At 62.6% G+C, this 15,077-nt stretch carries 13 protein-coding genes; 12 read left to right on the forward strand and 1 reads right to left on the reverse strand.

What is annotated here, in order from left to right; genetic code table 11:
• Window positions 1-53: 53 nt before the first annotated feature.
• The 9 genes from bioF (at window position 54) to ACMGG8_RS06700 (ending at window position 11,312) form a co-directional block, all read left to right on the forward strand.
• A complete protein-coding gene (gene bioF, locus ACMGG8_RS06660) occupies window positions 54-1,232 on the forward strand; it encodes an 8-amino-7-oxononanoate synthase (protein WP_414159350.1) in 1,179 nt (392 codons plus the stop codon).
• Window positions 1,225-1,956 (forward strand): alpha/beta fold hydrolase, encoded by a 732-nt coding sequence (locus ACMGG8_RS06665; RefSeq protein ID WP_060841406.1) that lies wholly within the window; start codon window positions 1,225-1,227, stop codon window positions 1,954-1,956. Before bioF ends, ACMGG8_RS06665 begins: the two co-directional genes overlap by 8 nt.
• Entirely contained in the window at window positions 1,949-2,761 is an 813-nt protein-coding gene (bioC, locus tag ACMGG8_RS06670) for a malonyl-ACP O-methyltransferase BioC (RefSeq protein ID WP_414159351.1), read from the forward strand. The genes ACMGG8_RS06665 and bioC overlap by 8 nt, the downstream gene beginning before the upstream one ends.
• Window positions 2,758-3,438: a dethiobiotin synthase gene (bioD, locus tag ACMGG8_RS06675; RefSeq protein WP_060841404.1), complete on the forward strand. Its 681-nt coding sequence runs from the start codon at window positions 2,758-2,760 to the stop codon at window positions 3,436-3,438. The genes bioC and bioD overlap by 4 nt, the downstream gene beginning before the upstream one ends.
• A gap of 107 nt (window positions 3,439-3,545) precedes the next feature.
• Window positions 3,546-3,842, forward strand: a complete 297-nt coding sequence (locus ACMGG8_RS06680) for a hypothetical protein (protein ID WP_060841403.1) — start codon at window positions 3,546-3,548, stop codon at window positions 3,840-3,842.
• A gap of 299 nt (window positions 3,843-4,141) precedes the next feature.
• Complete coding sequence (locus tag ACMGG8_RS06685; protein WP_060841402.1) at window positions 4,142-5,947, forward strand: phenylacyl-CoA dehydrogenase; 1,806 nt, start codon at window positions 4,142-4,144, stop codon at window positions 5,945-5,947.
• A 220-nt stretch (window positions 5,948-6,167) separates the two neighbouring features.
• Window positions 6,168-7,460, forward strand: a complete 1,293-nt coding sequence (locus tag ACMGG8_RS06690) for a GGDEF domain-containing protein (RefSeq protein ID WP_060841401.1) — start codon at window positions 6,168-6,170, stop codon at window positions 7,458-7,460.
• A gap of 91 nt (window positions 7,461-7,551) precedes the next feature.
• Entirely contained in the window at window positions 7,552-9,348 is a 1,797-nt protein-coding gene (locus ACMGG8_RS06695) for an acyl-CoA dehydrogenase C-terminal domain-containing protein (RefSeq protein WP_414159352.1), read from the forward strand.
• Window positions 9,349-9,533: 185 nt separating this feature from the next.
• Window positions 9,534-11,312: an acyl-CoA dehydrogenase C-terminal domain-containing protein gene (locus ACMGG8_RS06700; RefSeq protein WP_060841399.1), complete on the forward strand. Its 1,779-nt coding sequence runs from the start codon at window positions 9,534-9,536 to the stop codon at window positions 11,310-11,312.
• A gap of 237 nt (window positions 11,313-11,549) precedes the next feature.
• Here ACMGG8_RS06700 and ACMGG8_RS06705 read toward each other — a convergent pair whose 3' ends face one another.
• Window positions 11,550-12,479, reverse strand: coding sequence for a LysR family transcriptional regulator (locus ACMGG8_RS06705; protein ID WP_060841398.1), 930 nt, complete (start codon window positions 12,477-12,479; stop codon window positions 11,550-11,552).
• A gap of 102 nt (window positions 12,480-12,581) precedes the next feature.
• Between ACMGG8_RS06705 and ACMGG8_RS06710 the strand changes: the two genes are divergently transcribed.
• The 3 genes from ACMGG8_RS06710 to ACMGG8_RS06720 all read left to right on the forward strand — a co-directional run bounded on the left by ACMGG8_RS06710 (window position 12,582) and on the right by ACMGG8_RS06720 (window position 15,074).
• The gene (locus ACMGG8_RS06710; RefSeq protein WP_060841397.1) at window positions 12,582-13,280 is read left to right on the forward strand and encodes an MOSC domain-containing protein; all 699 of its coding nucleotides are present in this window, start codon (window positions 12,582-12,584) and stop codon (window positions 13,278-13,280) included.
• Window positions 13,277-14,560 (forward strand): aspartate aminotransferase family protein, encoded by a 1,284-nt coding sequence (locus ACMGG8_RS06715; RefSeq protein WP_060841396.1) that lies wholly within the window; start codon window positions 13,277-13,279, stop codon window positions 14,558-14,560. The genes ACMGG8_RS06710 and ACMGG8_RS06715 overlap by 4 nt, the downstream gene beginning before the upstream one ends.
• A gap of 355 nt (window positions 14,561-14,915) precedes the next feature.
• Entirely contained in the window at window positions 14,916-15,074 is a 159-nt protein-coding gene (locus ACMGG8_RS06720; protein WP_011063854.1) for a YqaE/Pmp3 family membrane protein, read from the forward strand.
• The last annotated feature ends 3 nt before the right edge of the window (window positions 15,075-15,077 follow it).

The raw sequence follows: 15,077 nt of genomic DNA on the forward strand, positions 1-15,077 counted from the left end.
GGGCCAGCCCGCTCCTACGGGTAATGTGTCTGTGAGCCAACATCGAGGCCTGCATGTCTTTTGATCTCGCCGCGCGCCTCGCTGCCCGCCGTGCCGAACATCTGTATCGCCAGCGTCCGCTGCTGGAAAGCCCCCAGGGGCCGCAAGTGGTGGTGGACGGGCAGCCGTTGCTGGCCTTCTGCAACAACGACTACCTGGGCCTGGCCAATCATCCGCAAGTGATCGAAGCCTGGCGCGACGCGGCCAGCCGCTGGGGCGTGGGCGGTGGGGCCTCGCATCTGGTGATTGGCCACAGCACGCCTCACCACGAGTTGGAAGAAGCCCTGGCGGACCTTACGGGGCGCCCGCGGGCGTTGCTGTTCAGCACGGGCTACATGGCCAATCTCGGTGCGGTCACGGCCCTGGTCGGGCAGGGCGATACGGTGCTGGAGGATCGCCTCAACCATGCCTCGCTGCTGGATGCCGGGCTGCTTTCGGGAGCCCGCTTCAACCGCTATCTGCATAACGATGCAGCCAGCCTGGCCAAGCGCCTGGAAAAGGCCACCGGCAATACCCTGGTGGTCACCGACGGGGTGTTCAGCATGGACGGCGATGTCGCCGACCTGCCGGCCCTGGCCCGGGAAACCAAGGCCCGCGGTGCCTGGTTGATGGTGGACGACGCCCATGGTTTCGGCCCGCTGGGGGCCAATGGCGGCGGACTGGTGGAGCACTTCGGCCTGGGGCTGGATGCAGTGCCGGTGCTGGTGGGCACCCTGGGCAAGGCGTTCGGCACCGCCGGGGCCTTTGTCGCTGGCAGCGAGGACTTGATCGAAACCCTGATCCAGTTCGCCCGGCCCTACATCTACACCACCAGCCAACCGCCAGCGCTGGCCTGCGCCACGCGCAAGAGCCTGGAGTTGCTGCGCAGCGAACACTGGCGGCGCGAGCACCTGGCCAATCTGATCCGCCAGTTCCGGCTGGGAGCCGAGCAGATTGGCCTGGAGCTGATGGACAGCTTTACCCCGATCCAGCCGATCATGGTCGGCGACAGTGCCCGGGCCGTGGAGTTGTCACGGATGCTTCGCTCGCGGGGAATCATGGTCACCGCCATCCGTCCGCCGACCGTGCCGGCCGGCAGTGCGCGGCTGCGGGTGACGTTGTCCGCCGCCCACAGCGAGGCGCAGGTGCAGCTATTGTTAAGCGCGTTGGCGGATTGTTTCAGTGAACTGCAAACGAGGCCGAGCCATGCGTGATCGACTGATTCTGTTGCCGGGCTGGGGGCTGGGCGTGTCGCCCCTGGAACCCCTGGCTGCCGCGTTGCAGGGGCTGGATGAACACTTGCGGGTGGAGATCGAACCCCTGCCGGAACTGACCTCCAGCGATCCGCAGGCATGGCTGGACGAACTCGATGACGCGGTGCCGGATGACGCCTGGCTGGGGGGCTGGTCCCTGGGCGGTATGCTCGCCGCGGAGCTGGCGGCCCGACGCGGCGAGCGCTGCTGCGGCTTGTTGACCCTGGCCAGCAACCCCAGTTTCGTTGCGCACGAGCAATGGTCCAGTGCCATGGCCGGTGAGACGTTCGACGGCTTCCTGGCCGGCTGCGCCGCTGATCCGCGCACCACCCTCAAGCGCTTTTCCCTGCTGTGTGCCCAGGGTGCGGCCGATCCCCGCGGCTTGTCGCGGATGCTGCTGGGCGGCGCGCCGACCACGCCGGGGCCGGTGCTGATGGCGGGCCTGGAGTTGTTGGCGCAGCTGGATACGCGCGAAGCCCTGCTGGGGTTTCGCGGCCCGCAGTTGCACCTGTTCGCCGGGCTGGATGCTCTGGTGCCTGCCGAGGCGGCCGCCGAGTTGCTGGCCTTGCTGCCGGATATAGAAGTTGGCCTGATCGAGCAGGCCAGCCACGGTTTTCTTCTGGAGGATCCCCATGGAGTGGCGGGGGCGATCCAGGCTTTCTTGCATGAGTCCGGTGATGACTGATCTGTCTGTTGCTGTCTTGCCCGCAGGCCTGCCTGACAAGCGTCAGGTGGCGGCTTCTTTTTCCCGCGCTGCGGCCAGTTACGACAGTGTCGCCGAGTTGCAGCGAGCGGTCGGCCAGCAGTTGTTGAATCGCTTGCCTGCAGGACTCGTCCCCGCCAGATGGCTGGACCTGGGTTGCGGCACCGGGCATTTCAGTCGTGTGCTGGGGCAACGCTTTGCGGGCAGCCAGGGGCTGGCCCTGGATATCGCCCAGGGCATGCTCGAACATGCGCGGCCTCTGGGCGGGGCCGAGCATTTCATCGCCGGCGACGCCGAGCGCCTGCCCTTGCAGAACGACAGTTGCGTACTGATTTTTTCCAGCCTGGCGGTGCAGTGGTGTGCGGATTTTTCGGCGGTGCTCAGCGAGGCTCGGCGGGTGCTGCAACCGGGGGGCGTGCTGGCCTTTGCCAGCTTGTGTGTCGGCACCTTGCACGAGTTGCGCGAGAGCTGGGGGCGGGTCGACGGGCAGGTGCACGTCAATCGTTTCCGTGAGTTCGAACGCTATCGTCAGTTGTGTGAGGCCAGCGGCCTGCAGGTGCGCAGCCTGGAGAAGAGCCCCCATGTGCTGTATTACCCGGATGTGCGCAGCCTGACCCATGAGTTGAAGGCCTTGGGTGCGCACAATCTGAACCCCGGTCGCCCCGGCGGCCTCACTGGACGGGCGCGTATCGCCGGGCTGATTGAGGCTTATGAAGGCTTTCGTCAGTCCAGGGGGCTGCCGGCGACTTATCAGGTGGTCTACGCCGTGTTGGAGAAAGCGCCATGAGTCCTGCCTATTTCATTACCGGCACCGACACCGATGTGGGCAAGACCACCATCGCTGCCGGGCTGCTCCACGCGGCGCGTCTGGCCGGGTTGAGCACCGCGGCGGGCAAGCCGGTGGCTTCCGGTTGCGAGGTGGGTCCCAAGGGCCTGCGCAATGCCGATGCCCTGGCGTTGCTGGCCCAGTCGTCGTTGCCACTGAGCTATGAAGAGGTCAACCCGTTCGCCTTCGAGCCGGCCATCGCGCCCCATCTCGCGGCGCGGGAGGCCGGTGTGGCGTTGACGGTGCAATCGCTGTTGATGCCGATGCGTGAATTGCTGGCCAAGGGCGCGGATTTCACCCTGATTGAAGGGGCCGGGGGCTGGCGGGTGCCCCTGGCCGATCAGGACAATCTGTCGGACCTGGCCATGGCCCTGGGGTTGCCGGTGATTCTGGTGGTGGGCGTGCGCCTGGGTTGCATCAATCACGCATTGCTGAGCGCCGAGGCGATTGCCCAGGACGGTCTGCAGTTGGCGGGCTGGGTGGCCAATATCATCGAGCCGAAGACCTCTCGTCTGGAAGAAAACCTGGCGACTTTGGCTGAACGCTTGCCTGCGCCGTGCCTTGGCAGAGTGCCGCGACTCAAGCCGGCCAGCGCCGAGGCGGTGGCCGAGCACCTGCAACTGGACTTGCTGGACTAGATTTTGCCTATGAAGAGGCATATTGCCATTAGTGTTTTTGACGGGTGTTTTCTTGACGCGTCTGCTTCAATGACACCCGTCACTCATTTTCAAGGTCGAGTCCTTCCATGGAAATTTCCGGGAACAGCGCTTTCTACGCCGGACTGAATGCCATTCAGGCCGGACAGAATCGTGTCGATCAAGGTTCCAGCCAGATCGCCAGCAGCGCCGTCGAGCGCTCTTCCGACAGCCGGGCGTCTGCCGATCAGGTCAATCGCCTGAACGGCGTGGATCGCAGCCAGGAGTCGGACCTGGCCAGCAGCATGGTCGATATGTCCATGGGCAAGATCCAGGTGGAGCTGGGAGTCAAGGTTGCCAAGGCCTCTGATGAGGCGCTCGGTACCCTGATCGATACCTACGCTTGATCGCTTTGTGCAAAAGCCCGTTTCCCTGAGGGGATGCGGGCTTTTGCTCATGCCTTTCCCTTCTGTAGTTCCTCTTCTTCATTTCCTTGTGTAACTGATCGCCGGTGAGCCGGCTCCTACACTTCACGGCAGCGCTGTGGGTATTGGCCTGCGCGTGTGTTTTGTTTCGATGACGAAAGGCATTGGAGCGGCGCTTGACAAGATTTGGGCCTAAACGTATGTTTCAAACACCTGTTTGACCGCTATAAAAAATCAACGCGGTCGTTCATTCCCGGTTACATCAGCAGAGGTTTATCGCTATGCCTGACTACAAGGCCCCCTTGCGTGATATTCGCTTCGTTCGTGACGAGCTGCTCGGCTATGAGGCGCACTATCAGAGCCTCCCGGCTTGCCAGGACGCCACTCCGGACATGGTTGACGCCATTCTCGAGGAAGGTGCGAAGTTTTGTGAGCAGGTGCTTGCTCCGCTGAACCGTGTGGGCGACCTGGAAGGTTGCACCTGGAGTGAATCCGGCGTTAAGACCCCGACCGGCTTCAAGGAAGCCTACAAGCAATTCGTCGAAGGCGGCTGGCCAAGCCTGGCTCACGACGTCGCGCACGGTGGCCAGGGCCTGCCTGAGTCCCTGGGCCTGGCAGTGAGCGAAATGGTCGGCGAGGCCAACTGGTCGTGGGGCATGTACCCAGGCCTGTCCCATGGCGCGATGAACACCATTTCCGAGCACGGCACCCCCGAGCAGCAAGAGGCCTACCTGACCAAGCTGGTGTCGGGCGAGTGGACCGGCACCATGTGCCTGACCGAGCCGCACTGCGGCACCGACCTGGGCATGCTGCGGACCAAGGCCGAGCCTCAGGCTGATGGTTCCTACAAGGTTACCGGCACCAAGATCTTCATCTCCGCCGGTGAACACGACATGGCCGACAACATCGTCCATATCGTTCTGGCCCGCCTGCCGGATGCACCTGCCGGCACCAAAGGCATCTCGCTGTTCATCGTGCCCAAGTTCCTGCCCAACGCCGACGGCAGCGTCGGCCAGCGCAACGCGGTGAGCTGCGGCTCCCTGGAACACAAGATGGGCATCCACGGTAACGCCACCTGCGTGATGAACTTCGACGCGGCCACCGGTTTCCTCATCGGCCCGGCGAACAAAGGCCTGAACTGCATGTTCACCTTCATGAACACCGCGCGTCTGGGTACTGCTCTGCAAGGCCTGGCCCACGCCGAGATCGGCTTCCAGGGTGGTCTGAAATACGCTCGCGACCGTCTGCAAATGCGCTCCCTGACTGGCCCGAAAGCGCCGGACAAGGCCGCTGACCCGATCATCGTGCACCCTGACGTGCGTCGCATGCTGCTGACCATGAAAGCCTTCGCCGAAGGCAACCGGGCGATGGTCTACTTCACCGCCAAGCAGGTGGACATCGTCAAGTACGGCGTGGATGAAGAAGAGAAGAAGAAAGCCGATGCACTGCTGGCTTTCATGACGCCGATCGCCAAGGCCTTCATGACCGAAGTCGGTTTTGAATCCGCCAACCACGGTGTGCAGATCTACGGTGGCCACGGCTTCATCGCCGAGTGGGGCATGGAGCAGAACGTTCGCGACAGCCGTATCTCGATGCTGTACGAAGGCACCACCGGCATCCAGGCTCTGGACCTGCTGGGCCGTAAAGTGCTGATGACTCAGGGCGAGGCGCTCAAGGGCTTCACCAAGATCGTCCACAAGTTCTGCCAGAACAACGAAGGCAACGAGGCCGTGAAGGAGTTCGTTGCACCGCTGGCCGCACTGAACAAGGAGTGGGGCGAGCTGACCATGAAAGTGGGCATGGCCGCGATGAAGGACCGTGAGGAAGTCGGTGCTGCTTCGGTGGACTACCTGATGTATTCCGGTTACGCCTGCCTGGCCTACTTCTGGGCCGACATGGCGCGCCTGGCGGCTGAAAAACTGGCAGCCGGTACGACCGAAGAGGCGTTCTACACCGCCAAGCTGCAGACGGCGCGCTTCTACTTCCAGCGCATCCTGCCGCGTACCCGCACGCACGTTGCCAGCATGCTGTCGGGTGCCAACAACCTGATGGACATGAAGGAAGAGGACTTCGGCCTGGCTTACTGAGCCTGACTGAACGCCTTTGCCAAGCCGCTCGCCCTTCGGGTCGAGCGGCTTTTTTGTGCCCGCAGATTCTTCATGAAAATTCCCGACTAAAACGCTAAGCAGATGCGATTTCCTGCCGTTAAAGAGATGGCAATGTGATGTCCGTCACAGCAAGTGTGCTCAACTTCAGTAAACGAAGGCACAATGCCATCTATTGATCAGCCGGGTCGGAGTTTTACCCTTGCCGCGTTCTTCCGCTGTACGTTTCAGTCACTTTCTACCGTCTTTACTGCTCTTGCTTGCGGGGCTGGCGGCCGCCTACGTCAAGGACCTCAACGTCTTCTTCACTTCGCTGTTCAACGTGCTGCCAACCCTGGTGCTGTTGCTCGGCGGAGCCTATTGCGCGGTGTATCGTCGTCAGCGCGAACTGTTCCTGATGGTCACGGTGTACATCGCCTATTTCCTGCTGGATACCCAGACCGACTTCTATCGGGATAACGGCCGGGTCCGCGAAGATGCGGCGGTGGTGTTTCATCTGTGCTGTCTGCTGCTGCCCTTGCTGTTTGGCCTGTTCGCCGCCTGGCAGGAGCGCACCCATCTGTTTCAGGACATGGTGGCGCGCTTTGCCGTGCTGCTGGCATTTGGCAGTGTGGCCCTGGGCCTGGAGCAGAGTTACCCGCAGGCCTTGCTGAACTGGCTGGCGGAGATTCGCTGGCCGGCCTTGCACGGCAGCTGGATGAGCCTGATCCAGTTGTCGTATCCGGTGTTCTTCGCCGCCTTCCTGTTGTTGGCGATCCAGTACTGGCGCAGTCCGCGACCGCTGCACGCGGCGCAGCTGGTGGGCCTGCTGGGGCTGTTCTGGATGCTGCCCAAGACCTTCATCCTGCCCTTCACCCTGAACATCATGTGCAGCCAGGTGATGCTGATGATCGCCGCGGCGGTGGCCCATGAGGCCTATCAGATGGCCTTTCGCGACGAGCTCACTGGCCTGCCGGGGCGACGGGCGCTCAACGAGCGGATGCAGCGCCTGGGGCGCAACTATGTGCTGGCCATGACCGACGTCGACCACTTCAAGAAATTCAACGACACCCACGGCCACGACGTGGGCGACCAGGTGTTGCGGCTGGTGGCCAGCAAGCTGTCGAAAGTCACCGGCGGCGGGCGGGCCTATCGCTATGGCGGGGAAGAGTTCGCCGTGGTGTTCGCCGGCAAGACCCTGGATGAATGCATGCCGCACCTGGAGATGATTCGCGAGATCATCGCCACCTACAACATTCAGCTGCGCAACCAGGACAGCCGTCCCCAGGATGACCAACAGGGGCGCCAGCGCCGTGGCGCGGCGGGAGCATCCAGTGTTTCGGTGACCATCAGTATCGGTGTCGCCGAGCGGCTGATGGAGCACCGGACCCCCGAGGAAGTGCTCAAGGCCGCCGACCAGGCGCTCTATAGCGCCAAGGGTGCTGGCCGTAACTGTGTCATGGCGTTCGGGCAGAACCGCCGCGGTGCGGTGCGCATGGATACCGCTGCGGGTTGACTGATGACGGTGCATTCAGCGACTGCAGCGTCATTGGCAGGCTGAGGGCGACGGCAGTAGGTTGGGCTGATCTGCTGCCGGAGAAACCACCATGCCCGAGTATCAAGCTCCCCTGCGCGACATGCGCTTTCTGATCGATCACGTCTTTGACTTTCATGCCGGCTATGCCGCGCTGGGTGCCAGCGATGCCAGCCCGGACATGGTCCACGCGATCCTTGAGGAAGGCGCGAAGTTCTGCGAGAACGTCCTGGCCCCGCTGAATCGCTCGGGCGACGAGGAAGGCTGCCATTTTGACAATGGCGCAGTGACCACCCCCAAGGGCTTCAAGCAGGCCTTTGCGCAATACGTCGAAGGCGGCTGGCATGGCCTGGCCGCCGATCCGGCCTATGGCGGCCAGGGGCTGCCCCAGTCCCTGGGACTGGTGATCGGCGAGATGGTGGGTTCCAGCAACACCTCCTGGGGCATGTACCCGGGGCTGACCCATGGTGCCATGTCGGCGATTCATGCCCATGGCAGCCATGAGCAGAAACAGTTGTACCTGCGCAAACTCACCGCCGGGCAATGGACCGGCACCATGTGCCTGACCGAAGCCCACTGCGGCACGGATCTGGGGCTGATCAAGACCCGCGCCATACCCCAGGCCGACGGTAGCTATGCCGTGTCGGGGAGCAAGATTTTCATCTCTGCCGGCGAGCACGACATGAGTGAGAACATCATTCATCTGGTGCTGGCCAAGCTGCCGGACGCACCGGCCGGGACCAAGGGCATTTCCCTGTTCATCGTGCCCAAGTTCCTGCCGGATGCGGCAGGAGAGGCCGGCGAGCGCAATGCGCTGAGTTGCGGCTCCATCGAGCACAAGATGGGGATCAAGGCCTCGGCCACTTGCGTATTGAACTTCGACGGGGCCAGGGGCTTTCTGCTGGGCGAGGCCAACAAGGGCCTGAACTGCATGTTCACCATGATGAACCACGCGCGCCTGGGCACCGGGATGCAGGGCTTGTGCCTGGGGGAAGCCAGTTTCCAGGGCGCGGTCCGCTACGCCAACGATCGTTTGCAGATGCGCTCCCTGAGCGGACCCAAGTCCCCGGACAAGGCGGCGGATCCGATCATCGTCCATGCGGATGTGCGGCGCATGCTGTTGACCATGAAAGCCTTCAACGAGGGCAACCGTGCCCTGGCCTATTTCACCGCCCAGTTGCTGGACGTGGCCCACCTGAACACTGACCCGGCCCAGCGTCAGGATGCCGAGAACCTCCTGGCGTTCCTGACCCCGATCTGCAAGGCGTTCATGACCGAGACCGGCCTTGAAGTGACCAACCACGGCATGCAGGTGTTTGGCGGTCACGGCTACATTCGTGAATGGGGCATGGAACAACTGGTGCGCGATTGTCGTATCGCCCTGATCTATGAAGGCACCAACGGCATCCAGGCTCTGGACTTGCTGGGACGCAAGGTTCTGGGCAGCCAGGGCAAGCTGTTGCTGGGGTTCACCAAGATCGTGCACAGGTTCTGTGGGGCCCATGCCGAGCATCCTCAGCTCAAGGCCTATATCGCGCAACTTGATGGCTTGAACCGGCAGTGGGGCGAGTTGACCATCCGGATCGGCATGGCCGCGCTGAAGAACCCGGACGAAGTGGGGGCGGCGGCCCTGGATTACCTGATGTACAGCGGTTACATCGTCCTGGCCTATCTCTGGCTGCGCATGGCCCTGGCGGCTCAGCAACAGCTCGATGCCGGCCAGGGGGACAGCGATTTTGCCCGCGCCAAGCTGGCGACCTGTGAGTTCTACTTCAAGCGCCTGTTGCCGCGTACCGCTGCGCATCTGGCGGCGATCGACGCCGGCAGTGATTGCCTGATGCAGCTCCCGGCACGTTGGTTCGCTCTGTAAATAGCCGGGGTGCCTGGATGAAGCCCGCTTCGCGCGGGCTTTGTCTTGCGCATTCATGGCTGTGACCAAAAATAACAATAAAGTCACTAGTTGACCCTATGTGTCGCAAAAGTTGTTCGGGTACACTCGGCTTTTCGTCAATGGGCCCGTTGCGGTCCGCTTGTTTAGATCCTGCGAGGTTTGCCATGGCTGACTACAAAGCGCCCCTGCGCGATATGCGCTTCGTCCTCAATGAAGTTTTCGAGGTCGCCAAACTCTGGGCCCAGTTACCGGCATTGGCTGAGACTGTGGATGCCGAGACGGTTGAGGCGATTCTGGAGGAAGCGGGCAAGGTCACTGCCCGCAGTATCGCTCCGCTGAGCCGCGCTGCCGACGAGGAAGGCTGTCACTGGAACGACACCGCGGTCACCACTCCCCAGGGATTCCCCCAGGCCTATCAGACCTACGCCGAAGGCGGTTGGGTGGGCGTGGGCGGTGATCCCGAATTTGGCGGCATGGGCATGCCCAAGGCGGTTTCCGCCCAGGTCGAGGAAATGGTCAACTCCGCGAGCCTGGCCTTTGGCCTGTATCCGATGCTGACGGCGGGCGCCTGCCTGTCGATCAACGCCCACGCCAGCGAAGAGCTGAAAGCCACTTACCTGCCGAACATGTATGCCGGTGTCTGGGCCGGTTCCATGTGCCTGACCGAGCCTCATGCCGGTACCGACCTGGGCATCATCCGTACCAAGGCCGAACCCCGGGCCGACGGTGCCTACGCCATCAGCGGGACCAAGATCTTCATTACCGGTGGTGAGCACGACCTGACGGAAAACATTATCCATCTGGTGCTGGCCAAGCTACCGGACGCCCCGGCCGGTCCCAAGGGGATTTCCCTGTTCCTGGTGCCCAAGTTCCTGGTTAACGCCGATGGCAGCCTGGGCGAGCGCAACCCGGTGAGCTGCGGTTCGATCGAGCACAAGATGGGGATCCAGGCTTCGGCCACCTGCGTGATGAACTTCGATCAGGCCATCGGTTACCTGGTAGGCGAGCCGAACAAGGGCCTGGCGGCGATGTTCACCATGATGAACTACGAGCGCCTGGGCGTGGGTATCCAGGGGCTGGCCACCGGTGAGCGCTCCTATCAGAACGCTGTCGAGTATGCTCGTGACCGTCTGCAGAGTCGTGCGCCGACCGGGCCGCAAGCCAAGGACAAGGTCGCCGATCCGATCATCGTGCACCCGGACGTGCGGCGCATGCTGCTGACCATGAAGGCCGCCAACGAAGGCGGTCGGGCATTTTCCACCTATGTGGCGATGCAGCTCGATACCGCCAAGTTCAGCGAGGACGCCCAGACCCGCCAGCGGGCGGAAAGCCTGGTGGCCTTGCTGACCCCCGTGGCCAAGGCATTCCTCACCGACCTGGGCCTGGAAACCACGGTGCATGGCCAGCAGATCTTTGGTGGGCACGGCTACATTCGTGAATGGGGCCAGGAACAGCTGGTGCGCGACGTAAGGATCACCCAGATCTACGAAGGCACCAACGGCATCCAGGCCCTGGATCTGGTGGGGCGCAAGATCGTGGGCAGCGGCGGGGCTTTCTACCGCCTGTTCGCCGATGAGATCCGCCATTTCACCGCGACGGCCGATGGGCAGTTGGCAGAGTTCACCCGGCCGTTGAATGCGGCTCTGGACAATCTGGATGAGCTGACCGCCTGGCTGCTGGATCGAGCGATCAGCAACCCGAATGAAATCGGTGCGGCTTCGGTGGAATACCTGCAGGTGTTTGGCTACACCGCTTATGCCTACATGTGGGCGTTGATGGCCAAGGCGGCCCTGGGCAAGGAGCAGGAAGAGGCGTTCTATGCCAGCAAGCTGGGGACTGCGCGGTTCTACTTTGCACGTCTGCTGCCGCGTATTCACTCCCTGACCGCCTCGGTGAAAGCGGGTAGCGAATCGCTGTTCCTGCTGCCGGCTGAGCAGTTTTAACGGGCAAGGGACTTTGTAAGTAATCTCTTACATAACGTGCTGCTGATCGTCCATATCGGTAGATGACGGCTGAGGCTAATCTACTTCACATGGACGTCGCGCAGGAAGCGCAAAGCAACAACACGGACACGTAGGATTCCGCCAGGATGGTGGAGTGAAAAGGATGTCAGGGAAACAGTCTGCAAAACCCCGCTTCGGCGGGGTTTTCTTTTGCCCGGCTTTTTTATTCCGGCGAGTTCAGCCCAGGATGTCCGGCACCACCGTTGTGCCCAGGCGTCCGTCGTGGGTGCTCATCGAATCTTCCAGCAAGGTTCGCAGCAATTCCAGCGTCCCCTGCTGACGCTGCAGATCGCGACAGACCAATCCGACTTTCAATGGCACCCTGGGTTCGCTCAAGGGCTTCCACAGCAATTCGCTGTTGCTGTGCTGCTGTTGCGAACGCCCCGGAAGCACGGTGGCCAGCTGGGTGTGGGGCAGGCTGTCGAGGATGCCGGCCATATTGTTCAGTTCCGCCTGTACCTGCGGGCGCCGTCCCAGATTGGCCAGTTGTGCCTGCCAGATCTGGCGCACCTGAAACTCCTCTCCCAGTAGCAACATCGGCAGTTCCGCCGCCTGGCTCATGGACACCTTCTTGAATTCGCGCAACGGGTGTTGCGCGGGGATGACCAGTGTCAGCTCGTCTTCATAGAGCGGAACGCCATGCAGGCCGGGCTGGCGTGGCGGCAGGTAGCTGATGCCGATATCCAGCGAGCCATTGAGCAAGCGCCGTTCGATCTCCAGGCCCGTCAGTTCGTAGATCTGCACCACTAGATGGGGCTGGGCCTTGCGTACCCGTTCGAGCATCTGCGGCACCAGACTGGTGTGCACCGTTTGCAGTACGCCGATGGCCAGGGTGCGCAGGGCCTGGCCCTTGAAGTTGCGCAAGGCTTCGCGGGCCTGTTGCAGGCCATCGAGCAGGGGCAGGGCGTGATTGTAGAGGGTGTGGGCGGCCAGGGTCGGCAAGAGCCGCTTGCTGCTGCGTTCAAACAGGCTGACGTCGAGGTTCTGCTCTAGTTGGCGGATCTGCTGGGACAGTGCCGGTTGTGAGATCGACAGGCGCTCTGCAGCACGGCCCACGTGGCCTTCTTCATACACCGCGACGAAATAACGCAGTTGCTTAAAATCCATAAGTATTTCTTATCGAAAAAGCTTAAAAATCGAAATGGCCCGGAGCCCGCAAGGCGCCTAGTCTAGCGCCTATTCATAAGGCTTACAGGGCCAAGAAGGGCGATGAATACCGTTTACGTCGATGGTGTTTACATAGGCAAGGCAAAAAATCTCGGCCAGGGTCTGGTCATAGATACCGACAAGCACCCGGTTGCAAACCGTCTCTGGTTGTGGCCACAAGGCCTGGGCAGCGATGAACAGGGTGATCCGCGCTTTCATAGCGGTCCTGAACGGGCCCTGCATCACTATCCCGCCGAGCACTACGCCCACTGGCGCAAACGTTATCCACAGTTCGATTGGTCGGCCCCGGCCTTTGGCGAAAATCTCTCGACCCGCGGCCTGACCGAAGAGCAGGTGTGCCTGGGGGACATGTTCCGCTGGGGCGGTGCGTTGTTGCAGGTCAGTCAGCCCCGTTCCCCCTGCTACCGCCTGAGCCGGCGCTGGGGGCTGGTCAATCTGCCCCAGCAGGCCCAGGACAATGGCCGCTGTGGCTGGTTCTACCGGGTGCTCAAACCCGGCTTCGTCCAGGCGGACGAACCCTTGGAACTGATCCAGCGCAGTTATCCCGGCCTGACCGTGGCCTGGGCCCTACGCTGTTTTTTCCGGGAGCCCCTGGAGCCTGTCGGTCTGAAAACCCTGATTGACTGCCCCGCGCTGTCCTCGCGCTGGCGCGATATTGCCATCAAGCGCCTGCGCACCGGTCGTGTCGAGGACTGGTCCTCGCGCTTGTTGGGACTGCCCCTGGAGGGCTTGCGGGCATGAATCTGTTCAATCTGCGCCGTACCCCGCCCAGTCTGGAGGATCTGGCCGTCGAGCCCTGTCTGGCTGCCGCGGACGATGGCTGTGCCAGTGAGTGCCTGATGCCCAGCGTGCCGCGCCCCCAGACGGTGTTCGTCCGTGGCCAGGGTTCCTGGTTATGGGACAGCAATGACCGCACCTATCTTGACTTCACCCAGGCCGGAGCCGCCAACAGCCTGGGCCATAGCCCTTCGGTCGTGGTCAATGCCCTGGCCGCCCAGGCCCAGTCGCTGATCAACCCCGGCTCGGGTTTCTACAACCGCGGCATGCTCAAGCTTGCCGATCGCCTGTGCCGCAGCACCGGCAGCGACCAGGCCTATCTGTTGAGCAGTGGCAGCGAAGCCTGCGAGGCCGCGATCAAGCTGGCCCGCAAGTGGGGACAACTGCACCGAGGCGGCGCGGCCGGCATCATCACCGCCAGTCGCAGTTGTCATGGTCGGGGTTTTGCCGCGCTGTCGGCGGCGGGGCGTGGTGCCCCGGGCAATCGCTTCGAGCCCCAGCTGCCGGGCTTCAGCCAGGTGCCGTTCAATGATCTGCCCGCTTTGCACGCGGCAGTGGATGCGCAAACCGTGGCCATCATGCTGGAGCCGATCCAGGGTGAGGCCGGGGTCATTCCAGCGACTGAACACTACCTCAAGGGCGTGGAACGTCTGTGTCGTGAGCTGGGCATCCTGTTGATTCTCGATGAGGTGCAGACCGGCATCGGCCGCTGCGGCACGCTGCTGGCCGAACAGTTGTATGGCGTGCGCGCCGACATCATTGCCTTGGGCAAGGGCCTGGGCGGCGGCGTGCCGCTGGCGGCGCTGCTGGCGCGGGGCAAGGCCTGCTGTTTCGAAGCGGGCGAACTGGACGGCACGCATCACGGTAATGCGCTGATGACTTCGGCCGGCCTGGCGGTGCTGGACAGTCTGCAGGAGCACGGTTTTCTGCAGCAGGTGCGCACCCATGGCCAGTACCTGGGGCAGGGGCTGACGCGCCTGGCGAGCCGTTATGCACAGGGCGAAGTGCGTGGCCATGGACTGCTCTGGGGCATGAGCCTGGCCGATGCCTCGGCTGAGGCGGTGGTCAAGGCGGCGCTGCTCGAAGGGCTGTTGCTCAGTGCCCCGCAACCGGACTGCCTGCGCTTCACCCCGGCCCTGAGTGTCAGCAAGGGCAATATCGATGAAATGCTGCTGCGCCTGGCCCGGGCGTTCTCCCGGGTGCGCACTGCACAACTGCAATGCCGCAAGGGGGTGGTGGTCTGATATCCAGGCCGATCCGGCGCGCTTCACCGAGGTTTGCTGCCACCTCACGTTGACTGAATTCCTGAACCGTCTCGCGGTATAACGCATCGCCCCGTGTCCGATTTTTCGCACGGGGCGTTTTTTTGTCTCCGTGTTGTTCAGCGTCCGGTGTGGCCCCTGAAACCTCGGTCGCTTGCTGGCTCGTTGCGCCTATCGACCCGGGCCGTCGCTGTCATCGGCTGAATGCCATTGGGGCAGAGCCACTGCAACAAGATCGCCCTGCGGGTTGGCGGGTGATTGTTCTGAACCCTGGCCCGCGGCCGGGGTCGATTGCAGGCAAGGCTCAACCGAGCCGATTTCCAACAGGAGCTGCCCTATGGACTTGATCCGCATCATCTTCGCCATTCTCTTGCCGCCCCTGGGGGTATTTCTGCAAGTGGGCTTTGGCGGCGCTTTCTGGCTGAACATCCTGCTGACCCTGTGTGGCTACATCCCCGGTATCGTCCACGCGGTCTACATCATCGCCAAACGCTGATGG

Source organism: Pseudomonas sp. BNK-45 (genome assembly GCF_047456255.1).
Lineage (GTDB): Bacteria > Pseudomonadota > Gammaproteobacteria > Pseudomonadales > Pseudomonadaceae > Aquipseudomonas.